This is a genomic window from Anabaena sp. FACHB-595, from assembly GCF_048568275.1.
In the GTDB taxonomy this organism is placed as follows: domain Bacteria; phylum Cyanobacteriota; class Cyanobacteriia; order Cyanobacteriales; family Nostocaceae; genus Trichormus.
On sequence record NZ_CP183473.1, the window covers coordinates 5,117,809 to 5,144,496 of the forward strand.

Sequence of the window (26,688 nt, forward strand, 5' to 3'; positions counted from 1 at the left end):
GGCATTGCCCACCAAAACCATGATACGGTGGGCAATGCCTACTCTAGATGTATTTCAGAAATCAACTATGAACCCTATAGCCCAATACCGTTCAGTTAAGGCTAAAAGAACGTAGGCGCAGCCTTCTCGTAGAGTAACCCAATATCAACAGGCTTTTGTTGGGTTTCGCTATCGCTCTACCCAACCTACATTTCTTCTTAACCGAACCGTATTGCCCTATAGCCAATATTTGGAATAATTAAGGAATTCAATATGGCACAGGCGGAAAACGTAATCGGAACAGAATTAGAACTTTGTTGTTCTTCTCCCGTAACCGGGTTTTATCGTGATGGATTTTGTCAAACAGGGGCTTACGATACTGGGATGCACGTTGTGTGCGCTCAAGTTACAGCAGAATTCTTGGAGTTTACAAAATCTCGTGGTAACGACCTAAGTACATCCTATCCTGAGTATAATTTTCCTGGTTTGCGGCCAGGCGATCGCTGGTGTTTATGTGCAGCTCGTTGGCAAGAAGCACTGGAAGCCGGAGTTGCGCCGCCTGTAATTCTTTCAGCCACCCATGCTAGAGCATTAGAAGTATGTTCTTTAGCTGATTTGAAACAACACGCTCTCATAAATGAGGAGTAGGGAATCAAATTTTCCCCAGTCCCCAATACTTTTGCCGTGACTTTGCCAAAATATACAAAAACTTGTCACAATTTTTGCCAATATAATATATTATTTCCCAAAAAATTCGCTTGGCAAAAATCGGCATGAGTGAAAAAACATTAGAAAGTGGCGGGAAAGCGTTTCTCGTTCTACTTTTGCCAATATCGTTTTTGGTTATTTTCCTGGTTTCTACCTGGAGATTTTTGCTGGCACTGATCGTCCTAGCCATTGGTTTCAAAATTTTCCAGGAATATCAATGGCAACAGTGGTGTCAGCGAGTTAACCCAATTTTCAATCAGTTAATTCGGGAAAACCAAGGCAAAATTACGCCTATGGATTTAGCAATTCGTGGCAATTTTCCCGGCCCGTCCGCAAAACGTTATCTAGACGGTAAAGCTTCAGAATTTGGGGCAAGTTTACTACCAGCTGGAGAAGGCGGTGAAGTTTACTATTTCATCACAGCCAGTATTTTGGGTAGCATACTCGATAGTAGTGAGCCAGTGAAACAGCTGGCATCTCCACCAGTGACGACAGAGGCGCGATCGCTTCTAGCACCACCACCCCCACCAGAACCAGTTCTCGCAGAGCCTGAACCTGAAACTGAACCTGAGGCTGAATTACCGCCACCAGTTACCCATCATGAAGTTAAACCAAATCTGGAAAGACAGCTAATTTTCGGCTCCCTGATTCAATCAGAACTGGCAAAGCGTCTCAATGTATATTCCAGTACGGTGTACAAACGGCGCAATGATCCAGATTTTCCAGAATGGACTCGCAACCGCGATCCTGATGGAATCGCCTGGACTTTTTCCGAAAGAACTAAGGAATTTTTCCCATTAGAAGAAAATTAAGGCAGCAGTGTTTTTATTGGTCATTGCTCAGTCATCGTTAATAAAAACTCCACCCACAAGGGGATGGAGTTTTGTCGGTAGTCAGTCGTCAGTAGTTAGTGGCAAAGATATGTAGAAACCACGCCACTTGCGGGTTGGGGTATTAGACCAGATCCTTTCAACAACTGACAACTGACAACTGACACGCGAAGCTTAATAAACTATTGACTGTGGACTATTGACTATTGGCTGATTAACTTTTAAATTCTAAGCCTATAGCTTCGCTGATGGAATTTAATTCATGTTCTTCTAACTTGGACAGCAACCCGGTTAAAATCTGGCTCACCATCATTGGGCCTTGGTAAATCCAGCCCGTATAAACTTGAATCAGGCTGGCTCCAGCAGTAATTTTTGCCCAAGCATCTTCAGGGGTAAATATGCCCCCAACTCCAATGATGGGAATTTCTCCCTGGGTTTGCTGCCAAATAAAACGAATGATTTCCGTGGAGCGATCGCGCACTGGCGCACCGCTAATTCCTCCAGCTTCTTCTTGGGGTGCCTTGCCTGTTTGCTCAATCACTTGAGTTTTCAGTCCATCACGGCGAATTGTGGTGTTAGTAGCGATAATACCTGCTAACTGGTAGGTTTTAGCCAATCCAATAATGTCAGCGATCGCTTCCCATTCTAAATCCGGTGCTATCTTGACAAATATAGGTTTATGTGAATTATTTTCCTTTTGTAAGACATCCAAGATAGAACTGAGCATTGAGGCATCTTGGAGCGATCGCAAACCCGGAGTATTGGGAGAAGATACATTAACTACAAAATAGTCACCCAACTCCTTGAGTAAGCGAAAACTATTTAAATAATCTTCGGCGGCGGCTTCTAAGGGTGTCACCTTAGATTTACCCAAATTGATACCTATAGGGATGGAAAACTGCCCTTTTTCATCAGCCAAGCGTGCAGCCATCACCGCCGCACCATGATTATTAAAGCCCATGCGGTTAAGAGCAGCTTGATCCAACGGCAAGCGAAACAGACGCGGGGGAGGATTACCAGGTTGTCCGACAAATGTGACTGTTCCCAGTTCCGCAAAGCCAAAACCTAAACTAGACCAAATTCTAGCTGCTACACCATCCTTATCAAAACCAGCAGCCAAACCCACAGGATTGGGAAACCTTAAGCCAAACAAATTCTGCTCCAGCCGAGAATCTTCTAGACAAAGTGACTTTTGTAGGATATTTTGCACCCACTTAGTACTTGTGCGATCGCTTGTGTGTGACAGCCAACTCAAACTCCTCATTGTTTGCTGATGTAACCACTCAGGATCGGCCTTTACCAAATCAAATAAAAGCGGACGAACTGCAAATTTATATATATCCATAGTCAATAGCCAATAATTTTAATTTCCCCAACCCCCAGTCACCGCTCCCTTTCATCCAGAAATATCAATCAATACCCGTAAAGATATTAGTGTGGGTAATTTGGGCATCTTATATATTACAAGTTATGTTGATCAAAAATCAGATGGGGCAGCCACATAAATCGATAGCCGCCGAACAACCAATTCTTGCTTTAGGACGTGTTCTACAAATCCTTAGGGAGGAAGATGATGTTGATGTTCTGATTGAAACTGCTATTAATTACATTCACAGTGAGTTCAACTACAAGCTGATTTGGATTGCTAGTTACGATCGCCTGAAACACACTTTATTTGGTAGAGGGGGTATTGCTCCTGGTAACGACATTAATTTTTTACGCAAACGACTTGTTCTGCAACCAGGGGATTTATTAGAGCAGGTAGTAATTCAACAGTCACCGTTAGGGGTTGCAGATATCCGCAACGAAAAGCGGGCTGGAGAATGGCGAGAAGTTGGCACAAAATTTAACATCCAAGGGACAATCATGCTGCCCATGCGTCATAAAAACAGTTGCATGGGATTACTTTTACTCGGTTCAGAACGTTGGGGTTATTTGCTACCAGAAGATGCTAAAGCTCGTCTGATGATGGTTTTAGGTGAACTAGCAGCCAGTCTCTATCAACAGGAAATAAATTTGCAGCAGAAGCAAATCAAGCGTCCTGATGAGCCGTTATTACAACTACTAGAAAATATCCGTAATCTGAGTAATTTAGAGGAAAGGCTAAAGGCGGTAGTAGAAGCTACCCATAGCTTTGTTTCCCCTAGTCGTACTAATATTTACTGGTTTGAAAGGCAAGGACGCTATTTTTGGTGTCGGATGGGCGATCAATTAGTCAATATTGGTCGGGAAACTAACCGTGAACAGTCAGCCGCAGGTATGACTGTGCAAGACTTAAGTGATTTATATTATGCTTTATCGGTTAATAAAATTATTTGGATTGGTGATGCTCGCAGTTCCTTAGAAGGCCAGTTTACCGCTAAATTGTTGCAACGTCTGCGGGTGCGATCGCTCTTAGCAGCCCCGATTATTTGGCAGAAAGACCTGTTGGGGTTTCTGGCGGTAGAAGGTTATGAACCACGCATTTGGACGGAAGCTGATAAAAATTTTGTTCAAGGCGCGGCGGGGTTCCTCTCCCTTGTAGCTCCCAATGACAAAATAGAAAATATTGTTAAACAAATTCAAGAAGATTCCCAGTTAAGTAGTGAAGTTTCTCAAAGTATCTACACTCACCAAGACTGGAAGGAAACTTTACGGGTTTGTGCTGCTAAAGTATTACATCGTTTCAATGCTACTCGCTTTTTACTTTTACATTACGACCCCGACCAGAATAATTATCAAGTTATTTATCAAACTCAGCCTCACCATCGCCGTCCTCTTAGCTGTAGCTTCGGTTTATTATCGCAGACTGACAGACAGATGTTGAAATCTGCAAATGCTACAGTAGCAGTGGAAAATGTAGAAGCTGATTTACGGTTTTTTAACTGGCGGCCTCTCCTATTAGAACACGGTGTGCGATCGCTGTTAATTTGCAATTGCAATCAAGATCAGAAAGCGGAAGTATTATTAGTTGTCACCCACACCAGCCATCGCAGCTGGACAAACCTAGAAAGGGAACTGCTGTGGGTTGTAAGTCAACAAATAGGGGTAGTTGTCAGACAGTGGCGACTACAAAAGAATAACGAACAACAGCAACAAGTTCTTCAGAGTATCCAGGAATGTCTACGCATTGTAGATGGAAGCGAAAACAGCGAAACTGAGAAAAATTATTTGGAATGTGCAGCACTGAGGCAAATTGCATCTGTGCTTAACTGCCCTTTGGCACTGTTATTGTCTTGGTCACACGGCGAGTCTACAGCAGAAATTATCCCTGGGGTAATTCCCGATAATCAATTTGAAGTTGAAATATCAGCCAAACTTTCCATTCAACATGAAGCTGTAATTCAATGGGCGCTGGTTGAGAATAGTTACTTAAATGTCAGTATAAATCATTTACCTCCAGAAACACGCCAATGGTTACATGGTGAGGGGATCGGGCAAGTTTTATTAATGGCTTTACGAACTGGATCTGATCATCAACCTACGGGAGTCGTATTGTTAGCAGACCATCGAGAACGTCACTGGCCACAGCATCGTCTTGATGCTGGCAAAATTTTAATTGATCAGCTTGCTTGGTTGCGTCGTCAACAACAAATTAGTCAACGTCTAGAGTCTACAACCCAGGATTTACGCCAACTCAATTGGTACAAACATCGACGCTTGGAAAGCATCCAACGCACGACTACCAACTTACTGAAACAAATGTATGATTTGGGCGTTCCTACGAATGATATGGCGCAAACACGGTATCAAGTGTTGCTTAAACAGTTAGACCATACAGTTACTTCCATTACCGGAATGGTAAAACTGGAACAATGGCAGTTACATATAAACTGGGAAACTATGCCCATAGCCAGTTTACTCAAGCGATCGCTCGAACGCATAGATAAATTAGTTCAAGAACAAAAGCTGTGGATTGGTGTCCACGGTTTAGCACAAGCCCACACAGAAAAGGAAGTAACCAACAGTGGTGCATTACTCAAAGGCGTTTCCACCCCAGCTAACCTATCAACAATGGCGATCGCTGGCGATATTGTAAAATTTGAACTAGTCCTTTACGAATTATTACTCGCCGCCTGTCATCGTTCTCCTAACAGCAGCAGAATAGATATCTGGTGTCGTCATATAGATAAGCAATTTTTAGAAGTATCAATTACAGATAACGGCACAATTCCCACAGAATTACTCACAGAAATACAACAGAAAACTCACAACGATATTCTTGCTTTCTGTAATTTTGATCAATCGCCCAACTTAAATTTGTTGATTTGCCAACAACTTATACAACAACTAGGTGGGGAATTAGATATCTATCAATCACCCGATAATCGAGTCGTTAGCCGCTTAGTGCTGCCATTGGCTGAGATTAGTTCTTAATTTTTCATCTCTGCGATAAGTAGAACGGCGTAAATATTTGTAGTTGGGATAAGTCAGTCCCGATGAAACAGATTTCACCGCCAAACAGGAAAGATGTCTTTTTCCTACACCCTTATACCCCTTTCAAGTCAGGAGGCAGGATTGAAAAGGGCTTTAACCTGGTTTACTCTAGAGAATGCCAAGAAAAGGTAAGGGAATTGTTTGAGGAGTAGAATCATCCTGAGTTGCCATCACTGACGTTTAAACACAGCATACTACTCCCACAAAACTTTCAACGTTTAGCCAATTCTGGAGTTTTTCCCTTCAACCCAATCATCAACTTGAGCATAAATGTTTTCAGCACAGGGACACTGCGTAAAAACCATAAACCCAAGCGACGAAGAAACACCAACGGAGGGAATTGGTTAGAGAACATCCGGTCTAACATATCAGTGAACCCTAAAATGGCTAGGTTCTCTTTTTGTCGCCAGCTTTCGTAACGTTTCAAGACCCGAATATTACCAATATCTTCACCAGCTTGATGTGCTTTTTGAATGACTTGGGCTAAAGCGGCGACATCTCGAATACCCAAGTTTAATCCTTGTCCACCCACAGGATGACAATTATGTGCCGCATCGCCAACTAAAGCTAAACGGGGAAGGACATAACGATCGCTTTGCATTAGTTGTACTTGAAAAACGAAGCGATCGCCTAATAATTCCAACTTACCCATTTGCTGCCCAAAGCGTTGGCTAAGTTCTCGTAAAAATTCTTCGTCATTTAAGGCACAAAGGGCTTTTGCTTCATCGTGGGGAGCCGTCCAAACGATGCGGCAACGGTTCTCAGGTAGAGGTAAAATCGCAAAGGGGCCACTAGGCCAAAATCTTTCGTAAGCTGTATCGTTATGGGGTTTCTCTGGCTTAACGAAAGCCACAATGCAAGATTGCCAATACTTCCAGCCATGAGTTTTAATCCCCGCCGCCTGACGAATAGGCGATCGCGATCCATCTGCGGCTACCAGTAATTTGCTACGAATTGTGTTTAATTGATCGGCAATTTTAACAGCGATGACTACTTCATTTGGCTGGTAATTGGTACTCACCACCTCAGCCGGACAAAGATAAGTCACATTTGGGCAATTCTGCACAAACTCCTGTAGAGGTTCCAGTAACGCTTGATGTTCCGCTACATAACCTAATTCTGGTGTCCCTAAATCTGTGCTTTCAAACTCCACCACACCAGGATAATCAGCATCAGAAAGACGGACTTGGCGGTACTTGGCAATCTGAGGCAGAATTTTATCCCAAATACCAATTCCTTGGTAAATTAGGGCTGATAGTAGATGAACTGCGTAGGCTTGACCTTTAGCTACTGCTGCTGATGCAACTTTGGCTTCAATTAGCAGTATATTCAAGCCAGAATCTTTTAATGCTGAAGCTAGAGTTAACCCAACAATTCCACCGCCGACGATGACTAAATCATAGTCGTATTTTCGCAGTTCTGGCGGTGTCGGTTGAGGAGAAATAGTTTGAGTAAGCTGCGTTAGCGCCATTGTTAAGAGAGATTAAGCGATCTTAACTATTATTGTTACGCGATCGCCCCTATTTGAGCAAGTTATACCAATTTGAAAAAAGAATGCGACAGATATATAGCCCTCAATGCTTGTCTTGTCTTGATTCTTAACTTTGAATTTTGAATTTTGAATTCCGCTTTGCGGTACTAGACCTTATCGCTTTTTACTCAACAGTTCCTTAATACAACGAGTTTATTTAAATGAACTGGGGAAAACAGCAAATACCTCAATCGGCGTTGGTATTGTGCAGCTAATTGTGGAAAGCGAAAGTAAAACAGCAGGAAAAGCTAAACAGCAGTTAACGGATGCGCTTACCCAGCAAGAAATTATAGAATTTATTGAGACAGTAGTAATTTATAAGTTTCCCAGACTTAGCCGGGAAGAGGTAGAAACTATGTTGGGTTTGGATGCTATTAGGAATACAAAAGTTTATCAAGAGGCAAAAGAGGAAGGTAAGGTCAAAGGTAAACTCGAAGGTAAACTGGAGAGGAAGCTTGAAGCAGTGCCTAAGTTTTTGAAATTGGGATTGAGTGTGGAACCAATCGCTGAGGCTTTGGAATTAGAAGTTGATTTGGTCAAACAAGCCGCAGCAAAATCATCTTCTTAAGGAGTGAGGTATCAAATTTTTCTTACCTAACTTCCCCAGCGATGAGATATTTTGAGATATTTATCTAGGCGAAACTCACCGCCATGAGATTTTCGGACATTTCAAAATTGGATGTCACATTCTGGACATCATCTAACCCCTCTAGAGTATCAATTAATTTGAGCAGCGATCGCGCCTGGTCTGGTTCAGTAACTTCTAAATGATTACTGGGAATCCAGCGCAACTCGGCATCTGTCACCTTAAAGCCTTGGTCTTTGAGTGTCTGGTTGAGAATTTCTAAATTTGCTACTTCTGTAAACACCTCGGCTGTCTCATCTTCTGTCATTTCATAAGATTCAGCACCACCCTCTAAGGATGCTTCTAAAAGCTGGTCTTCATCCACTACACCAGAGACAACACAGACACCTTTTTGATCAAACATCCAGCTAACACAGCCAGTTTCACCCAAATTACCACCATTTTTACTAAAAGCTACTCGCAAGTCAGCAGCCGTGCGATTGCGGTTATCGGTCAAAGCTTCAATTAAGATAGCTACACCCCCAGGCCCATAACCTTCGTAACGAATTTCTTCTAAACTAGCGTTATCGCCACCAAAAGTACCTGCACCTTTAGCGATCGCCCGTTCTATATTATCGTTAGGAATACCAGCCGCTTTTGCTTTATCGATGGCGGTACGGAGTTGAAAATTTCCGGATGGGTCTGGAACCCCGCTTCTAGCCGCCAGAATAATTGCCCTAGATAGCTGAGTAAAGGTCTTTCCCTTCTTGGCATCTACTACCGCTTTTTGGCGCTTAATATTTGCCCATTTACTATGTCCTGCCATAATCTAAAGCTGATAAATCTCTTTTCCAAAGTTAATGGTTAATGGTCAATAGTCATTAGTCAATAGTCCCTCACTCTGTCCATGAAAGTTAAAAAATTGATTAATCTGTTTTATCAACACTGTGGGCGGTTTTTTTTCGCCTCTGATGATTCTAGGGTAAAAAGAAAAAATTGGCGATTTTACCGATATCGTTGGCTATCGCTGTTTCTAGTAGGAATATTGGTTACAAGCGGATGTCAGGTAATTCAAAATGGCATGAAGGCAGATAAAGTCATTCATTTAACTTTATGGCATGGGGTGAATCCGCCGCCTAATCGGGATGTCTTTCAAAAGCTGGTAGATAAGTTTAACCAAAGCCATAAAGATATTCAGGTAGATGCGATTTACGCTGGGCAACAAGACCAACAAATGCCGAAAATTTTGGCAGCTGTCGTAGGTAATGCCTCCCCGGATATTTTATGGTACAACCCAGCAACTACAGGACAACTAGTAGAACTAAATGCCTTGGTTCCTTTGGACGAAATGTTGGCAAGTTCACAAATTAAGGACGAAATTGACCCCAGCTTATACCCAGCTGTGGCATACCAAGGGAAAACTTGGGCAGTACCTTTTGCTACAAATAATGTTGGCGTTTTTTATCGTCCCAGTTTGTTTAAAGCGGCCGGAATTACAAAATTACCCAAGACTTGGGCAGAGTTTCGGGAAGTTGCCAAAAAATTAACTCGTGATACCGACGGTGATGGAAGAATTGATCAACATGGGATGGTACTACCTTTAGGCAAAGGTGAGTTTACCGTTTTTACTTGGCTACCATTTATGTGGAGTGGCGGCGGCGAGTTGGTAAGTAAAGATTCACAGAATGCGGCTGGTGTCACTTTAGAAAATAATGCTGGGGCGATCGCTGCTTTGCAATTGTGGCGTGATTTAATTACAGATGGTTCGGCTGTGTTATCAGGCCCAGAAAGAGGTTATGAAACCAATGATTTGCTAGCTGGGAAAGTGGCGATGCAATTAACTGGGCCTTGGACTTTAGGGGAGTTTCAAGCCAGTGGGATTGATTTTGATGTATTCCCTATTCCGGTGGGGCAAAGACCTGCTACTGTAATTGGCGGCGAAAATTTGTATATTTTTAAATCAAGACCAGAAAGAGAAAAAGCGGCTTTTAAATTTCTTGAATATGCGGCTAGTGAAGAATTTCAAACAGAGTTAGCACTGGGAACTGGTTATTTACCGATTAATTTAAAATCCCGCGAAAGTTCAAAATACCAGGAATTTGTCAGGAAAGTACCCCAAGCAAAAGTCTTTTTAGAACAGGCTAAGTATGCGCGATCGCGTCCTACTTTCCCCGGTTATAATCGAATTTCTGATAGTGTAGGCCGGGCAGTGGAAACTGTATTGATGGGTAAAAGTTCCCCAGCAGATGCCCTAAAAGCTAGTCAGCAGAGATTAGATTTGATTTTCAAATAATTAATATCAATTGATTTCCAAGTCATTGTGGTATAAAAAGTAATTGCTATCTTGGCTCTAGGTTAACAAAACTTGAGTAAAAAAACTCAGGCTTTTTACCTGAATGCTGACATACCAGGGCAATACTACTACTGCAATGACTACTCAAAATTTTCCCTTTAGTTTAGCCTTAGTTTCTATAATTTCTCTAGCTGTCCTCAATTTTGGGTATACTGAGCCTACCGTGCCTATTTTGGGATTTCACGGAATTCTAGATACGAAAAATAATAAGACTTTATCAGCTTTAGCTCCAGAAGAAATGCACTACTCAAAACAGGAGTTAGAAAAACTCTTAGAGTCTTTAATTATTAATAATTATTGGTTTTTAAGTACCCAGGACTTATATAATTTTTACTTAACGAAATCTCAAGAAATTCCAGCAGAGTATCGTCGAAAAAAGCCGATAATGTTGACATTTGATGATGGCTATAAATCAGTACACACAAAGCTAATGCCTATTTTATCTAAGCTAGAAAAGCAATATGGGAGGAAGGTAAAAATAGTTTTATTTATTAATCCCAGTCGTTTAGCTCAAAAGGCAAATAGTAGTAAAACTCACCTGAGTTGCCAAGAAATCAGGGCAGGGTTACAAAAAGGATTTTATGATATTCAGTCTCACGGATTAAATCACAAGGATTTAACGAAATTATCCCGGCGAGAACTTGTGCATGAACTTCTAAAATCTAGGAGTATTTTGAGAAAATGTACACAAGATTTAGATCCAGAACAAACCGTAGCATCTCATTTTGCTTATCCTTATGGAGCTTATAATAAACAGGTAGAGTTATATGTTGCTAGATATTATTTATCTGGATATTTATATAATGATGAAACTTTCAATTACACTTGTAAACATAATTCGTATGAAATTCCTCGATTAATCGTTAATTACACGAAATCACCTAAACAAATTATCAAGATGGTTGAGGAATTGGCCCCAACTAGTAATCAGGCGTGTCAGTAAGGGATTAGGAAGCGATTTTATCCATGTATATACATTAATCCTCACTAGTTCTTGTATCCTTCCATGTATATACATAATTCAAGGCTCAAGACTAACCAATCGTAGGTAATTGAGAATTAGTCCGCTTGCCTGAAAAACCTTCACGGGCAAAGATTTCAATCATTTCACTGCGAGTTAAATTATTTTTCTCTGCTAATTCTGCCAATTGTTCCCAGGCTGTATCCGTCAATCTTATAGACCTTAACTGTTTAGGTTCTGAACCATAGTCCATCTGGAATTTACCCGAAGCTGTACGCCTGCGCCTGGGTGATTTCTGCCTTGTACCAGAATATTGATTCGTAGAAGTATTCTGGGAAAGATTAATAGTGATTAAGTTAATCAGATTGTCAATCAGGCGATCGCTCTCCATTGGCAAGATATCCTGACTATGGAGCATATACTGAAGAATGATAAAGTGTACTACTGCACCAAGAAAAATACGTGCTGCTACCTCTGGATCAGGTAATTTTAGTTCTGAATGCTCTGTAAAATATTGACTCAGACGCTCTAGAGCTTGTTTATCTATGTTGCAGACAAAGGTTTTTGCTAAGGATGGAAACCGCCCAGATTCACCGATAATTAGCCTGACTAAACTCAAAAACACTGGTTCTTTCTCTACTTGATCGAAAATATTTGTTGCTAAACGGCGTAAAACAATACGGGGTTCTCCTTGCAGAAATTCCGGGTCGTGGATTAACAAACATTTTTCCTGTGCTAGTTTTTCAATCAAAGCGGCAAATAATCCTTCTTTGTCTTGAAAGTAGCTGTAGACAGTTGTTTTCGAGACTCCGGCTGCTGCTGTCACTCTATCCATTGTTGTAGCTGCATAGCCGTGGGTCAAAAACTCTTGCATTGCACCCTTGAGAATTGCATCAACCTTCTCTGCTGACGGCAAACGATCGCCATTATTACTTTCTATATGTGCTTTGTTCTTACTCATATTTTTATATTTTCGCTAAATAAACTAGCTTAGATCGATCAATGATCCGGCGTTGTAGAAATTTCTCCTGGAAGATTCATTTTTCAGTCTATACGCTCTTGACAATATTGTAATGTACAGTTTAGTTTAATTATAGATTACTAAACTAAACAGTTTATTTAGCGTCCTAAACAAAAGAGGGGCTTATGGTACGCGAGGTAACAGATCAAGGTTCCGTATTTTTCAAGCGTAACTCCCGGCAATTGATTATTTTGGCAACAGCCGCAGGTTTGGCGATCGCCGGCGTAAAGGGTTATAGTTCACTACAAACCCAAGCACAGCAATCTCCTACAACCCCAATTCCCCAAGTCACCGCACCGCAGATAAAAACGGTGACAGCGTTAGGTAGACTAGAGCCAAAGGGCGAAGTGATTAAACTTTCTGCACCTTCATCATCTGGACAAGGAAGTCGAGTGGAGAAGCTTTTAGTTAAAGAAGGGGACAGGGTAAAAGCTGGACAAGTAATTGCTATTTTAGATAACCGCGATCGCCTAGAGGCAGCTTATCAAGAAGCCCAAGAAGCGGTGAAAGTCGCCCAGGTCAACTTAGAGAAAGTCCGAGAAGGGGCAAAAGTTGGGGAGATTAACGCGCAAAAAGCCGAAATTGCCCGTGTCCAAGCACAGACAACAGGTGATGGTAGAGAACAACAAGAAACAGTAGCTAGATTAGAAGCCCAATGGCAAGGTGAGAAATCAGCCCAACAAGCAACAGTTAAGAGATTAGAAGCAGAACTGAAAAATGCTCAAAGTGAGTGGGAACGCTATCAAAAGCTTTATGCGGACGGTGCAATTTCCCAATCTTCCTATGATACTAAGCGCCTGAGTCTAGATACCATCACCCAGCAGTTAAGTGAAGCGCAAGCCAACTTGCAAAGAATTGATAGCACCGGACGCAAGCAAATTAGCGAAGCGAAAACAGCCTTATATCGAATTAACGCCACAGGTAGTAAACAAGTCAGCGCCGCCGCCGCCACCTTAAATAAAATTGCGGAAGTGCGTCCTATTGATGTGCAAGCAGCCAAAGTAGAAGTAAACCGCGCTGTAGCCGCAGCAAAACAGGCAAAGGCTAACTTAGATCAAGTTTATGTGCGGTCACCCCAAGATGGTGTGATATTCGACATCTACACCCGCGCCGGCGAAGTTGTATCCACTGATGGTATCGTCGAGATGGGTCAAACCAGCCAGATGTATGCAGTCGTCGAAGTTTACCAAAGTGATGTCAACAAAGTCCGCCCCGGACAAAAGGTGGAGATATCAAGTAAATCTCTCTCAGGAAAATTGCAAGGTACGGTAGACCAAGTGGGCTGGAAAGTCCAACGTCAGAACATTATCAACAGCGACCCCAGTGAAAATATTGATTCACGCGTCGTAGAAGTTCATGTGCGACTAGATGAAGCCTCCAGCCAGAAAGCAGCCAAATTTACTAACTTACAAGTCACAGCAGTAATTGAACTATAAGGCTGTTGACCAATAACTAATGACCAATGACTAATGACTAATATGACTGGATTTATTCAAGAACTACAGCGACGCACACCTTTAGGATGGCTGCAACTGAGTCATCATAAAAGCCGCCTCTTGGTTGCTTTATCTGGTATCGCCTTTGCCGATGTCCTCATGTTCATGCAGTTGGGCTTTCAAAATGCCTTGTATGACAGTAACACTCGCCTCAATCGGGCAGTGCTTGCAGACATTGTTTTAATCAGTCCTCAAAGCCGGAATATGCAAAACTTGGCTACCTTCTCGCGGCGGCGACTGTTGCAAGCTGCTGATGTTCCTGGTGTAAAATCCGCAGATGCCATGTATATCGGTTTAGTCACTTGGAAAAATCCCCAAACTCGCCGTAAAACTTCAGTGCAAGCAATTGGGTTTAATCCTGAGCAATCGGCTCTGAACATCCCAGAGGTTAACAATCAGCTAGATAAGATTAAGTTACCAGATAACTTCATTTTTGACCGTGGGGCTAGGGGTGAATATGATAAAGTTTTTAGTCAAATTGATGCCGGTGAAAGTGTCACCACAGAAGTAGATAAAAGAACTATTTCGATTAGTGGAACATTTAAACTAGGTGCTTCCTTTGGTGCTGATGGTACTTTAATTTCTAGTGATGAAAACTTCTTGCGTTTGTTTCCTCGCAGACTAGCAGGAAGTATCAATCTAGGCTTAGTTAATATTCAACCCGGTCATGATCCAAAACAAGTAGCAGAAGCATTAAAGTCTTACCTAACGACGGATGATGTCAAAGTCCTAACTCATGCTGAATACGTCAAAATGGAGGAAGACTACTGGAAAACGGAAAGTCCCATAGGTTTTATTTTCACCTTAGGCGTATCAATGGGATTTATGGTCGGCGTGATTATTGTTTATCAAGTACTTTCAACTGATGTAAATGCCCATATCAAAGAATATGCCACATTCAAAGCAATGGGATACGGCAATTCTTATTTACTAGGAGTAATTTTTGAAGAGGCGCTGATTCTGGCAGTCTTGGGTTTTATTCCAGGGTTCATAGTTCCCTTGGGACTTTATCGGTTAGCCGCCAATGCCACAAATCTACCCATATTTATGACAGCAGTTAGAGCCTTATTAGTCTTATTATTAACTCTAATAATGTGTACTCTTTCGGGAGCTATAGCAACACGTAAATTACAATCTGCCGACCCAGCAGATATGTTTTGAGACAGCAAAATTTTAATAACCATCATATACTCAAAAAAAACTCTCTGCGCCTCTGTCTTGAAAAGTTCAGATCGGAGGAAACCTCCGCTCCGACTTTTCGCTGCGTCTCTGCGTGCCAAATCTCCTCATACCAATTCAAAATTCAAAATTAGGAAAACCAAACGGAATAAGGGTATGTCCGTATGTATCTGTCGCATTCTGTTTTCAAATTGGTATCATTAAATCACTCATGCAAACTATTAACACTTCCGAACCTGTGATTTCTATTCAAAATCTTGACCATTACTTTGGTAGTGGACAACTCCGAAAACAGGTTTTATTTAATATTAACCTCGAAATTAATGCAGGCGAAATTGTGATTATGACAGGGCCTTCTGGTTCTGGAAAAACTACCCTACTAACTTTAGTTGGTGGTTTGCGTTCTGCCCAGTCTGGGAATTTGCGGATATTAGGAAGAGAACTTACTGGTGCTAGTAGTAAACAATTAACTCAAGCAAGACGTAACAACGGTTATATATTCCAAGCACATAACCTGCATGGTAGCCTAACAGCACTGCAAAATGTGCGGATGGGTTTGGAGTTGCAACCAGGAATTTCCACCCAGGAAATGCTCACTCGCTCAACAGAAATGTTAGAAGAAGTCGGATTAGGAAATCGGCTGAACTATTACCCTGATAACTTATCGGGAGGACAAAAACAAAGGGTAGCGATCGCCCGTGCGTTAGTCAGTCAGCCTAAAATAGTCTTAGCCGATGAACCTACAGCCGCACTAGATAAACAATCAGGGCGCGATGTCGTAGAATTAATGCAAAAATTAGCCAAAGAGCATCACTGCACAATTCTGCTAGTTACCCACGACAACCGCATTTTAGACATAGCCGATCGCATTGTCTACATGGAAGATGGTCATCTTGTCAGGGATGCGGTGAGTGTTAATAGTTAATAGTCATTGGTCATTGGTCAAAAATTCTAAATACCCGTTACTGAGTTCTTTAACAGCCAAATCATAAAACTGCTTACCATGTTCTGGTGTTGCTAAAGCGGGATTGGAACCCATGCGTCCATCTGGGTAATGTTGGCGAAAGTCGGTAGCACTGTAAATTCTATGTCCTCTGGCTACTTCTGGTGAAAGCGGTGCTTGCTTAATTGCTTCTGGGTAAACATATTGAGTCACGGCTACTTCGCTGGGTGTAGCATGAGAACCTTCTTTGTCACCGTACAATTCTTTGGCAAGTTGGTACACAGAACTGCACATAAACCAGTTGCCGACTTGACATTGTACCTTATGGGCAGAGGGAATCTGCAAGTCTTCCAGATATACGTATGTTTCTGAGAATGCAGCTTTGAGGGTAGCGATATTACCGCCGTGTCCGTTAATAAAGTAGAACTTAGTGAAACCAGCTTTGGCAAGACTAGTTACATAATCTCGCACTAGCAAAATTAAAGTACTAGGACGCAAACTAATCGTACCCGGAAATGCAGCATGGTGTAGAGCCATCCCCACATTGATTGTAGGCGCAACGATCGCCCCTGTTGCTTCACCCACTCCATGAGCGATCGCTTCTGCACAAATCGCATCTGTCCCGATTAATCCCGTCGGCCCATGCTGTTCAGTCGAACCAATCGGCAGAATAATTCCCGTTGATTTTTGCAAGTAGGTTTCAACTTCCTGCCATGTGCTTAAACTTAGTAACATTTTTATTCACTTTCCAGTACTAGTTTATACAAATACCTGGGGAGTAAAGTTGCCGTGAAGGCCATAGGGTACGTGATGCTGGAGATGTAGCCTAGCGATCGCCCCTTTAGTAAAGTCACTAGCATCTAAAATTACCACATCTGAACGGTGATGAGCCGCATCATAAACTAGAGCCAGTACCCAACCATCATCCTCTTTTTCTGAGCCTGGACGAGGAACAAAAATCGGCTCACCCGTAAAACCGCGAGGTGCCACACTCCAGATCTGTTTTTCTCCAGACTCTAAATCTATTTTCAATAATGCTTGCAATGGTGCATTACCTGTAGCTGCATGAGCCGCACTCATATACAAGTATCGATAAGAGCGTCCTACATTACGGGGATGAATTGCGGGAAACTCACAACAACGAGATTCAATTAATTTTTTTTGTACTGTCCCATCTTTGAGGTTAAGGTAAAAACGCCATAGTTGACCAGGTGCGATCGCCTCAAAATCCACTTGACGAAAATCACTTTCTGGCTCTACTTCTGGTAAAGAGTCGTAGCAAAGGGAATCTACAAGAATTTCCTCTCCCACAACAAAAGCATTAACGTGATGGAAAATGAAACCTGAACCTACTTCTAAAGTTTTGATTTCTTTTTGTCCTGACTGAGGAAAGCGAGGAATGACAATAATCCGTGTTGGCTGATTTGGTTGTACTTGAATACATTCCCCAGCGCCACGTAATCCTAAAGCGAAAGGGATGGGGTTAAAACTAACAGGATTTTGAAAGAAGATGCAGTGATTAGGTGTAATTACAAAATCGTGAATAAAACAAAACCCAGGTACATGATGAGCGTGCTTTCTGACAACTTCGCCTGCTACATTTAACTCAAAAATCGTAATTGTTGTAGATAATCCGGGTTTAATTGAAAAATTGACTAAGCAAGGTGCGCCGTTATCTTGTTCACAACTGGGGTCAAATCGGGGATGAGCGCCAAAAGCCTCACCTGCTGACAAAACACCATGAAAATATTCTTTGCCCAATGTATCTAACGTTTTGGGGTCAAGGCGATGGGGTTCTGCCGCCTCCCACAATGCCAATAGTTTCTCACCCCAATAGATAACATTAGTGTTAGCAATATTCTTCAGCTTGAAATCGAAAATATTAGCTAACCAACCACCAGGTTTTTGAGTACCAAAAACTCCCCGATGCAGAATTTTACCAGCATTTTTCTCTGCTAAATACCCTTCTGTTTTGACAAAACTATTACGGTAATGGGCGCGACCATTGACAAAGCTAATACGGCTAATCATGCCATCGCCATCAAAGGGATGATGAATGCTTTGTCCTTTTATATCCAGCAATCCTGGCCCGTTTCTAAACAAAGTACCTTGCAGTTCGGTAGGAATTTCCCCTTCTACATCATCAATCCAATAATCAAACTCTTGCCTTAGAGATTTATACCCTCCCTGCCAGTCTTCACGAGTATATGATTTTTCTAAATTTTTCTTTTGTTGATATTTGTAACTTTGCATATAAAAAAAGGTGAGAATCAAGAAAGAATTATTCCGCGTGACTTCATGTCTCCGTGTTGAGAAAACAACCTTTTAACCACAGAGACATTGAGACACAAGTAAAAATTAGGCTATCGTTGGTTGAGAAACTTTATTCAACTACTTTCGGTTCTGGGTTCTGCTTCTCGCAACCTTAATTCCGGAACTAAATTGGACACTTGAGTATTAGCTGAAGCTGGTGCTAATGCCTGGGTTTCTATTTCTGCATCATCGGATGGTAGCCAGTTGAGAAACGGCAATGGTAATAGTGTACTCAAGTTAGTAATTAATACCAAAAGCCAAAGTAAATCAAAGTTAGTTTCAGTAATTCCTAGCCAGTGCATGATGATGGCTCCCGCTTCGTAAGAAACCATGCCTGCTAAATTAAAGACTGACATCAACAAGGCAAATAATGTGGCTTCTACACCAGGGGGGCAAAGTCTGGCAGAGAGTACCAAAACTGGCATATAAGCAATTTGTCCCATCACTGTGAGAATGAGGCTATCACCCAAACTAAACCAACGGTCGTCTATACCCAAAGCCCGATTTGTGTGTGTCACCAGCAATAGCATGGTCATGCCCAAAACTGCGGAAATGACCGTACTCCAACCAAAAATTAGCCGGAAAGAGACACTTTTTAAGAAACGTTGAAAAATCCAAACACCAATCAAAGATGCCAGACTAGTAACTAAACGCACTCGCCCTAAAAACTCTGGTTCAAAGTGGAGTTCATTGGTGCTGAAGAAGAAAAAGGCTGAGTCAGCAGTTGGTGTGGCTTGCCAAATAAATACGAATGCAGTGGGTAGCCAAATACTTTTTTGGGTGAATGCTTGGCGCAGTTGCTGTAGTTGATGCTTGACACTGAGGAGGTTAGTATTACCACTCCCATCTTTACTAACGGGAGACTCAGCAATCAACCAAGCGACCCCTGAGACTATGAGGGGAAATGAGGCTGTAATCCCAAATACAGTACGGGTTGTGAAATGCTCCAGTAGCAACCCACTGAAGTAGGCAGTAATCAAACCGCCAAAGGCAGAAGCTCCCCAACATAATGCTTGTAGTGAACCAACATGAGCCACTGATTCTTCTCTGGCACGTTCCACAACTAGGGAGTCAACTATCACATCACTCACCGCAACAGATAGAGAACCAAGAGCGATCGCCACGGTAGCTGCCCAGCTAGTATGAACTATTGTGGCCAAACTGATCCAAGAAATTGCCCCCAGTATCCCTGATAACACTAGGTATGGTCGGCGACGGTAGCCGAATATCGGTAAGCCGTCTGAAACAAAGCCAAATAATGGCTTAACCATCCAAGGTAAGGCAACAATTCCCATTAATGCCGATACCTGAACAGGACTTAACAACAATTCATCTTTGAGGAAAAAGCTGACGGCTAGACGCGCCAGGCCTAAAATCCCTTGGACAAAATAGACGCTAAGGATGGCAATTAATTCGGCACTAGGTTCATTACCGAAGAAAATTTGTTTTCTTACTGAGTCTTTGACCTTGGACAAGCCAGAGGAGTCAATCAGCATTTGATGAATATTCTTTAAGTTTTATCGACTTTTCTATCATATCCGTTTCTGAAATGTAGGGATTGGGGATTAGGGACTGGGGACTGAAGAAAAGGCAAAATTTTTGTGGGAAATTCCTTGTTGTCTAAACTCTAGACCCTAACCCCAATTATCATTCCCTCTTCCTAAAGCTATAGCTGCATTCTGTCCACCAAAACCAAAACTCAGACACAACACCTGTTGAATTTGGCTGTGTTGTGCTGTTTTTACTATATTCAAATCAAATTCTGGTTCCTGGAATCCCACACAGGGAGGTATTATTTTTTGCTCTAAAGCTAGAAGTGAAAAAGCCACTCCTAATGCGCCTGATGCGCCTAAAGTATGGCCTGTACTGCCTTTGGTAGAACTGACTGCTACTTTTGAGGGAAATAAATGTTTGATTACTTGACTTTCTACTCTGTCATTGAGCTGAGTAGCTGTACCGTGAGCATGAATGTAATCGATATCAGTCAATGTTAGCTGACTCCGAGCTAAACATTGCTGAATAGATGCGATCGCCCCCTTCCCCTCCGGCTCTAATTGAGTACTATGATAAGCATCATTTATCAAGCCAAAACCCAAAATTTGACCATAAATCTTGGCTTTACGTTTTTTTGCTAATTGTCTGGATTCCAAGACAAATACAGCAGCCCCTTCACCTAAAACTAAACCTTCACGCTGTAAATCAAAGGGGTAAGCTCCGGTTTTGGCTAAAGCTCCCATTTGTTGAAACCCTGACAAGGTTAAGGGTGTAATTGCTGCTTCCGTGGCTCCAGCAATGACGCGTTGATATTGCCCTGTCTGGATAAGAATTGCGGCTTGAGCGATCGCCCAAATTCCGGTAGCACAAGCCGCCATCGGTGCTATAACTGCCCCTGTCGCCCCAATTTGTCGCGCTGCGGCGATCGTATTCATGTGGGGTAAAACATCTAACCAATTCTCTAATTTTTCTGCCTCATCCGCAGAATCATCACCAGTATATATTTGCCGTGCTAGTTTTTCCCACGATCCTTGATAACCGCGACTAGAACCAATGACTAGCGCACAATCAGTTAAAGGTGGTACTAACCCCGCATCTTTGATTGCCGCATCCACCACCACCTGAGTCAAGCTGTGCAAACTAGTCGGCTTTTCACCAATTAAGCCTAAAGGTAGAGGTGGTAACTCTGGAAATGGTTGATGCCATTTTATTCCAGACTTGCCTGCAATTAAACCTTGCCAACTCTCCTCTAGGCTCTTACCCAAGGCTGAAACTAGCCCAATACCAGTAATGACAACTTCAATCATGTGAGATTTTGGATTAGAGATGAGGAAATAAAGAAAAGGACACTGATTACTCTATTCCCAATCACTAGTACCCCATCCCTAATCCCCAAACCTATTGAGGAACTTTCAAGTTCTCAGCACCTTGAGTAACTTTAGCCGAGTCGATGCGATCGCCTTGCTGAATTTTGTTCACTACGTCAAAGCCTTGAGTAACTTGACCAAATACAGCATAGTTACCGTCGAGGAATCCCAAATCAGCTAGAGCAAAGTAAAACTGCGAAGATGCCGAATCTGGTTGTTGCGATCGCGCCATTGCTAACGCCCCTTGTTTATGCTGTAACTCAGGTGCTACTGTCACTCTAGCAGACTCGAATGTTTTGCTATAAAGTGGTTCCGCCTCTCCTTTGGGTTTAATTTCTAAGGGAATACGGCGTTCGGTGCCACTTTTTGGGTCAATATAACCACCAGTTCCCCAGAGTTGTTGAGAACTTTGTGGGTCTTTACTTTGAGGGTCGCCGCCTTGCACTACAAAGGGTTGAGGCTGACGGACAACCCGATGAAAAACGGTGTTATCGTAAACACCTTTTTGAACTAAATCAATGAAATTGCCAGCTGTGATGGGGGCATTAGTACCGTCTACCTCGACAGTAATTGGTGACCCTTTAACTGTAATTACCACAGTAGCTTTGCCTTCGAGGCGTGGTAAAGAATTTGTCATTCCCGAATTACTCTCACTAGTTGTTTCAGAGACAGATGTTGCTTCAGTAGTGGTGGTTGTCTCAACTGCTGTAGAAGCTGGAGAAGAGTTAAGGCTAACCTCCTGTGCAGAACAACCTCCCAACATCAGGGAGCCGATTATTAAAAATGCAACCAAGAATTGTGAAAATTTTAACCGCATTGTTCAGTTACTGACTCAACCAAAGTATATTAGCCTCTTATAACAATTCAAAATTCAAAATTCAAAATTCAAAATTCAAAATTCAAAATAAATAATTAACTAGAGGAATGGGCAGAGGGACAGGATGTAGGAGGACAGGGGGACACCTTTCTCTAAGTTTTTCCCCCTTGCTCCCCTGTTTCTTCATCTACCAAACTTCGGAAATCTAAAGCTACATCCAATCATTACCCTTAAAGACCTTCCAAGGGTACTCCTAAAAAGCGGGCTAACTGAGCGCCTTGAGTTTCTAATTCCGCCAAAGATAAAGGTTGACCGACTCTAGTCAATGGTATATCTCGGCGACCTTTAACGCGTAGATATAACGCGCGGCGAGGATTCAAGCCTTCCTTGATATCTACACGTACAGACTGTATATCTTGTATACGACTGCCAATTTCAATCTTACGGTTTTTACCAGGAAATCCCCAACGAAATATTTTAATATTCCCGGTTTCTCGATTGAAATCGTTGTAGCCGCCGCCTAAGTCCCAGAGGATAACCAGCCACAAATACGACGCTAAAAGCAAGCCAGCAGTGCCATATAGACCCATTACCAACCCTTGAGGTACAAATATCAGTTGAGTTGGGTCGGTAACTATGAGTAAATTAACTCTTAAGTAACTGGATATGCCTGCCAAAAAAAAGCCCGATGCTCCCAACGTAACAATACTTGCCCACCAGTAGTTACTGAATCGACGAGAACCGAGAACTTTTTGATGGAGGACGCTGGAAGCGGAACTGTCACCGTTAGGTGAATCGCCTTTGTTAATTGTTGTTGATGCCGTCATGGAAATATCTTGGCCTGTGAGTTCTTCCCTTTTAAGAGTCTGCCACCTGAATAGGATGTCTTGCAAGCTCAAGATTAGTTAGTTAACCGTTGACAGTTAACGGTTAACTAAGTCCAATGTCAAGATTTCTGAGAAAAGTTGTGTCAGATTGTAAAATTTCTGATATTCATAGTATTTAATAGGTTCGTGTTTAATGGTTGATTCACATTGGATGGATTAAGCAAAAGCCGAACTAATATGGTAAGTTAAGAATCATTAAGTTACCACACGCTAGGTGACTAGCTGATGGTGCGTGTAAAGACATAACTCTGAGAAAAGCCAATTTAACTAATTGGTAGCCTCTCAGGAACTCAGAAGTTTTAAGACAACTGAGAATGTCAAAAAAAACGTTATTTCCTCGCGGTAGTTGCCAAAAGTTGGGAAACCCAGCTAAAGCACTGCTTAAAGACGTTGCAATTTTTAGTAAAAGAGGATTTTAGTTAAATGACCATCGCAGTAGGACGGGCCCCCAGTAGAGGGTGGTTTGACGTACTAGACGACTGGTTAAAGCGCGATCGCTTCGTATTCGTAGGCTGGTCAGGGATATTATTATTTCCTTGCGCCTTCCTAGCACTAGGCGGTTGGCTAACCGGTACAACATTTGTAACGTCGTGGTACACCCACGGACTAGCATCATCCTACCTGGAAGGAGCAAACTTCCTGACAGTAGCAGTATCCAGCCCAGCAGACAGCATGGGACACTCCCTGTTGTTGTTATGGGGGCCAGAAGCCCAAGGCGACTTGACCCGTTGGTTTCAGCTAGGAGGGTTATGGCCATTCGTAGCCCTACACGGAGCCTTTGGATTAATCGGGTTCATGCTACGTCAATTTGAAATTGCGCGGCTAGTAGGAATTAGACCCTACAACGCACTAGCATTTTCAGCCCCCATCGCGGTATTCGTCAGCGTATTCCTGATGTACCCCTTGGGACAATCTTCCTGGTTCTTCGCACCCAGCTTCGGAGTAGCAGCAATCTTCAGATTCTTGTTATTCCTCCAAGGGTTCCACAACTGGACACTCAACCCCTTCCACATGATGGGAGTAGCTGGTGTACTAGGTGGAGCGTTACTGTGTGCCATCCACGGTGCCACAGTAGAAAACACCTTGTTTGAAGACGGCGAAGGCGCAAACACCTTCCGTGCCTTCAACCCCACCCAATCAGAAGAAACCTATTCAATGGTGACAGCCAACCGATTCTGGTCACAGATATTCGGGATTGCGTTCTCCAACAAACGCTGGTTGCACTTCTTCATGTTGTTCGTACCCGTAACTGGGTTGTGGATGAGTGCTGTAGGCATCGTCGGTTTAGCATTAAACCTCCGGGCTTATGACTTCGTTTCCCAAGAACTACGGGCAGCAGAAGACCCAGAATTTGAAACCTTCTATACCAAGAACATTTTGTTGAACGAGGGTATCCGCGCTTGGATGGCTCCTCAAGATCAGCCTCACGAAAAATTTGTATTCCCCGAAGAGGTACTACCACGTGGTAACGCTCTCTAATACCTTAGGCGGCGGACGCGACCAAGAATCATCCGGTTTTGCTTGGTGGTCTGGTAATGCGCGCCTAATTAACTTATCCGGTAAACTGCTGGGCGCTCACGTTGCTCATGCTGGCTTGATTGTATTCTGGGCTGGAGCGATGACTTTATTTGAAGTCGCTCACTTTATTCCAGAAAAACCAGTGTACGAGCAGGGTTTAATCCTGTTACCTCACGTCGCTACCCTTGGTTGGGGCGTTGGCGTTGGTGGTGAAGTTATCGACACCTTCCCCTACTTTGTTGTCGGTGTACTCCACCTGATTTCTTCTGCTGTATTAGGCTTTGGTGGTATTTACCATGCCGTCCGTGGCCCAGAAACCTTAGAAGAGTACTCCTCTTTCTTTGGTTACGACTGGAAAGACAAGAACAAGATGACCAATATCATTGGCTTCCACCTGATCATCCTGGGATGTGGTGCGTTGCTGTTGGTATTAAAAGCAATGTTCTTTGGTGGTGTCTATGACACATGGGCCCCTGGTGGTGGTGATGTACGTGTAATTACTAATCCCACACTGAACCCAGCTGTGATCTTCGGTTATTTGCTTAAATCCCCCTTCGGTGGCGAAGGTTGGATTGTTAGCGTTAATAACATGGAAGATGTCATTGGCGGACACATCTGGATCGCTTTAATTTGTATTTCTGGCGGTATTTGGCACATCTTCACAAAGCCTTTCGGTTGGGCGCGTCGTGCGTTCATCTGGTCTGGTGAAGCATATCTTTCCTACAGCTTAGGCGCTTTGTCCTTAATGGGCTTTATCGCTTCCTGTATGGTTTGGTACAACAACACCGTTTACCCCAGCGAATTCTTCGGTCCCACCGGCCCTGAAGCTTCTCAAGCTCAAGCATTGACCTTCTTGGTTCGTGACCAACGCTTAGGTGCTAACGTCGGTTCTGCCCAAGGCCCTACAGGTCTAGGTAAATACTTGATGCGCTCTCCTTCTGGTGAAATCATCTTTGGTGGTGAAACCATGCGCTTCTGGGATTTCCAAGGCCCTTGGTTAGAGCCTCTACGTGGCCCTAACGGTCTTGATCTCGACAAAATCAAGAATGATATTCAGCCTTGGCAAGCACGTCGCGCTGCTGAATACATGACCCACGCTCCTCTAGGTTCTTTGAACTCTGTGGGCGGTGTGGCTACAGAAATTAACTCCTTCAACTACGTCTCACCTCGTGCGTGGTTGGCTACTTCTCACTTTGTGTTAGGATTTTTCTTCTTAATTGGTCACTTGTGGCACGCTGGACGCGCTCGCGCTGCGGCTGGTGGTTTTGAGAAGGGTATCGACCGTGAGAATGAGCCAGCAATGGCTATGGGTGACCTTGACTAGGTTGCAAATTTTATTTCATCACTGACAATCAAACGCTTTTTAGGCTCTTGCGTAACAGCAAGAGCTTTTTTTAATTATGGATTTTGGGGACTGGGGACTGGAGACTGGCGATTGGGGATTGGGTACAAGGAAAAGAATATAGAGGGATACAGGATTATGAATGTTTGAAACCATTACACCCTTATACCCCTATACCCCTATACCCTTACTTACCAGAAAGGGAAACGGCCGCTACTGTGATTGTAAAAATGTAATCTACCAAAACCGAGGAATTGGCTATGAGTTTTTTCTCCTGCGGGAAAAGCTGTAACCCCAAATAGATATACTCCTGAGATGGTTGGATTTTGCCAAGGTTTCAAGCCAATTGTGATGGTTTTACCTGGAGATACTGGCGGGTCAAATATTAGAGATACTGTTCTGGTTTGACGATTATCAGCCGCATCTTTTAATCCAATTCTCTGTCCTCTATGGGAGCGTGTACCTTCAAAAGCAAAACTATTTTTGAGGTCGAAGCGAATATTATCTACTCCCTGATGTTGGTTAATTGTGAGTTTTTGTAAGGGTTCGCTAGCGTTTTCTGGCAAGTTGACTGTGAAATAATATGTTGCGCCCCAGACATTGACCTGATTGTATGTGGTTACAGTTTCTACAAGGCGTGGTGGTTGGACAAAATAGACTGTACCATCTTGCAACTGAATTGCTTGACTCGGTGGGATGGTATATCCATTGAGTATTGCTAAACTGGCGATCGCTCTACCCAATAATACTTTAAGGCGCATGACTCAGCTTGTTTGACTCATTAGATAGTAATTATACTTGCTCAATATCTAAAATAATTAGCCCATAAACTTAACATTTATTATTAATAAATTACCAAGATAACTATTATTACTTAAAAATACAAATGATTTGTAAAAGATAATTGATATCTATTGTCAGAGTTACTATGAAAGTTAGAAACTAAACATACAAACCCAGCAATTATT

The 26,688-nt window shown here is 42.7% G+C and carries 22 protein-coding genes; 11 read left to right on the forward strand and 11 right to left on the reverse strand.

What is annotated here, in order from left to right; translation table 11 throughout:
- The first annotated feature begins 252 nt into the window (after nucleotides 1-252).
- Together ACN222_RS21355 and ACN222_RS21360 are read left to right on the forward strand one after the other, a co-directional pair.
- Complete coding sequence (locus ACN222_RS21355; RefSeq protein WP_010998408.1) at nucleotides 253-627, forward strand: DUF2237 family protein; 375 nt, start codon at nucleotides 253-255, stop codon at nucleotides 625-627.
- Between the two features lie 125 nt (nucleotides 628-752).
- Nucleotides 753-1,499 carry a hypothetical protein gene (locus ACN222_RS21360; RefSeq protein ID WP_010998409.1) on the forward strand — a complete coding sequence of 249 codons (747 nt, stop codon included), beginning with the start codon at nucleotides 753-755 and terminating at the stop codon, nucleotides 1,497-1,499.
- 232 nt (nucleotides 1,500-1,731) lie between these two features.
- Here the strand turns inward: ACN222_RS21360 and ACN222_RS21365 are convergent, their stop codons facing one another.
- The gene (locus ACN222_RS21365; RefSeq protein WP_010998410.1) at nucleotides 1,732-2,862 is read right to left on the reverse strand and encodes a quinone-dependent dihydroorotate dehydrogenase; all 1,131 of its coding nucleotides are present in this window, start codon (nucleotides 2,860-2,862) and stop codon (nucleotides 1,732-1,734) included.
- A 143-nt stretch (nucleotides 2,863-3,005) separates the two neighbouring features.
- Between ACN222_RS21365 and ACN222_RS21370 the strand changes: the two genes are divergently transcribed.
- Nucleotides 3,006-5,873, forward strand: a complete 2,868-nt coding sequence (locus ACN222_RS21370; protein WP_096637272.1) for a GAF domain-containing protein — start codon at nucleotides 3,006-3,008, stop codon at nucleotides 5,871-5,873.
- A 271-nt stretch (nucleotides 5,874-6,144) separates the two neighbouring features.
- Here the strand turns inward: ACN222_RS21370 and ACN222_RS21375 are convergent, their stop codons facing one another.
- A complete protein-coding gene (locus ACN222_RS21375) occupies nucleotides 6,145-7,404 on the reverse strand; it encodes an FAD-dependent hydroxylase (RefSeq protein WP_010998412.1) in 1,260 nt (419 codons plus the stop codon).
- 151 nt (nucleotides 7,405-7,555) lie between these two features.
- Here ACN222_RS21375 and ACN222_RS21380 point away from each other — a divergent pair, with 151 nt between their 5' ends.
- Nucleotides 7,556-8,032, forward strand: coding sequence for an Rpn family recombination-promoting nuclease/putative transposase (locus tag ACN222_RS21380; RefSeq protein WP_096637193.1), 477 nt, complete (start codon nucleotides 7,556-7,558; stop codon nucleotides 8,030-8,032).
- A gap of 64 nt (nucleotides 8,033-8,096) precedes the next feature.
- Here the strand turns inward: ACN222_RS21380 and ACN222_RS21385 are convergent, their stop codons facing one another.
- Entirely contained in the window at nucleotides 8,097-8,855 is a 759-nt protein-coding gene (locus ACN222_RS21385) for a YebC/PmpR family DNA-binding transcriptional regulator (protein ID WP_010998414.1), read from the reverse strand.
- A gap of 81 nt (nucleotides 8,856-8,936) precedes the next feature.
- Between ACN222_RS21385 and ACN222_RS21390 the strand changes: the two genes are divergently transcribed.
- Together ACN222_RS21390 and ACN222_RS21395 are read left to right on the forward strand one after the other, a co-directional pair.
- Nucleotides 8,937-10,322, forward strand: a complete 1,386-nt coding sequence (locus tag ACN222_RS21390; protein WP_010998415.1) for an ABC transporter substrate-binding protein — start codon at nucleotides 8,937-8,939, stop codon at nucleotides 10,320-10,322.
- A gap of 136 nt (nucleotides 10,323-10,458) precedes the next feature.
- A complete protein-coding gene (locus tag ACN222_RS21395; RefSeq protein WP_126987203.1) occupies nucleotides 10,459-11,325 on the forward strand; it encodes a polysaccharide deacetylase family protein in 867 nt (288 codons plus the stop codon).
- Between the two features lie 91 nt (nucleotides 11,326-11,416).
- On the opposite strand, the gene ACN222_RS21400 is transcribed toward ACN222_RS21395, so the two are convergent.
- Nucleotides 11,417-12,304, reverse strand: coding sequence for a TetR/AcrR family transcriptional regulator (locus tag ACN222_RS21400; RefSeq protein WP_010998417.1), 888 nt, complete (start codon nucleotides 12,302-12,304; stop codon nucleotides 11,417-11,419).
- A gap of 185 nt (nucleotides 12,305-12,489) precedes the next feature.
- Here ACN222_RS21400 and ACN222_RS21405 point away from each other — a divergent pair, with 185 nt between their 5' ends.
- The 3 genes from ACN222_RS21405 to ACN222_RS21415 all read left to right on the forward strand — a co-directional run bounded on the left by ACN222_RS21405 (nucleotide 12,490) and on the right by ACN222_RS21415 (nucleotide 15,964).
- The gene (locus ACN222_RS21405) at nucleotides 12,490-13,800 is read left to right on the forward strand and encodes an ABC exporter membrane fusion protein (RefSeq protein WP_010998418.1); all 1,311 of its coding nucleotides are present in this window, start codon (nucleotides 12,490-12,492) and stop codon (nucleotides 13,798-13,800) included.
- A 42-nt stretch (nucleotides 13,801-13,842) separates the two neighbouring features.
- A complete protein-coding gene (gene devC, locus ACN222_RS21410) occupies nucleotides 13,843-15,021 on the forward strand; it encodes an ABC transporter permease DevC (protein ID WP_044522141.1) in 1,179 nt (392 codons plus the stop codon).
- 229 nt (nucleotides 15,022-15,250) lie between these two features.
- Nucleotides 15,251-15,964 carry a DevA family ABC transporter ATP-binding protein gene (locus tag ACN222_RS21415; RefSeq protein ID WP_044522143.1) on the forward strand — a complete coding sequence of 238 codons (714 nt, stop codon included), beginning with the start codon at nucleotides 15,251-15,253 and terminating at the stop codon, nucleotides 15,962-15,964.
- A gap of 3 nt (nucleotides 15,965-15,967) precedes the next feature.
- Here the strand turns inward: ACN222_RS21415 and ACN222_RS21420 are convergent, their stop codons facing one another.
- From ACN222_RS21420 to ACN222_RS21445, 6 genes are all read right to left on the reverse strand, one after another.
- The gene (locus ACN222_RS21420) at nucleotides 15,968-16,717 is read right to left on the reverse strand and encodes a creatininase family protein (RefSeq protein ID WP_010998421.1); all 750 of its coding nucleotides are present in this window, start codon (nucleotides 16,715-16,717) and stop codon (nucleotides 15,968-15,970) included.
- Nucleotides 16,718-16,741: 24 nt separating this feature from the next.
- Entirely contained in the window at nucleotides 16,742-18,235 is a 1,494-nt protein-coding gene (locus tag ACN222_RS21425; protein WP_010998422.1) for a carotenoid oxygenase family protein, read from the reverse strand.
- Nucleotides 18,236-18,369: 134 nt separating this feature from the next.
- Nucleotides 18,370-19,791 carry a folate/biopterin family MFS transporter gene (locus tag ACN222_RS21430; RefSeq protein WP_010998423.1) on the reverse strand — a complete coding sequence of 474 codons (1,422 nt, stop codon included), beginning with the start codon at nucleotides 19,789-19,791 and terminating at the stop codon, nucleotides 18,370-18,372.
- 138 nt (nucleotides 19,792-19,929) lie between these two features.
- Nucleotides 19,930-21,096: a beta-ketoacyl-ACP synthase gene (locus tag ACN222_RS21435; RefSeq protein ID WP_010998424.1), complete on the reverse strand. Its 1,167-nt coding sequence runs from the start codon at nucleotides 21,094-21,096 to the stop codon at nucleotides 19,930-19,932.
- Between the two features lie 91 nt (nucleotides 21,097-21,187).
- The gene (locus tag ACN222_RS21440) at nucleotides 21,188-21,973 is read right to left on the reverse strand and encodes a peptidylprolyl isomerase (protein ID WP_044522147.1); all 786 of its coding nucleotides are present in this window, start codon (nucleotides 21,971-21,973) and stop codon (nucleotides 21,188-21,190) included.
- Between the two features lie 230 nt (nucleotides 21,974-22,203).
- Nucleotides 22,204-22,800: a photosystem I assembly protein Ycf4 gene (locus tag ACN222_RS21445; RefSeq protein WP_010998427.1), complete on the reverse strand. Its 597-nt coding sequence runs from the start codon at nucleotides 22,798-22,800 to the stop codon at nucleotides 22,204-22,206.
- Nucleotides 22,801-23,283: 483 nt separating this feature from the next.
- Here ACN222_RS21445 and psbD point away from each other — a divergent pair, with 483 nt between their 5' ends.
- Nucleotides 23,284-24,339: a photosystem II D2 protein (photosystem q(a) protein) gene (gene psbD / locus ACN222_RS21450; protein WP_010998428.1), complete on the forward strand. Its 1,056-nt coding sequence runs from the start codon at nucleotides 23,284-23,286 to the stop codon at nucleotides 24,337-24,339.
- Entirely contained in the window at nucleotides 24,323-25,702 is a 1,380-nt protein-coding gene (gene psbC, locus ACN222_RS21455; RefSeq protein ID WP_010998429.1) for a photosystem II reaction center protein CP43, read from the forward strand. The genes psbD and psbC overlap by 17 nt, the downstream gene beginning before the upstream one ends.
- 209 nt (nucleotides 25,703-25,911) lie before the next feature.
- Here psbC and ACN222_RS21460 read toward each other — a convergent pair whose 3' ends face one another.
- Nucleotides 25,912-26,481 carry a DUF2808 domain-containing protein gene (locus ACN222_RS21460; protein ID WP_096637195.1) on the reverse strand — a complete coding sequence of 190 codons (570 nt, stop codon included), beginning with the start codon at nucleotides 26,479-26,481 and terminating at the stop codon, nucleotides 25,912-25,914.
- Nucleotides 26,482-26,688 lie beyond the last annotated feature (207 nt).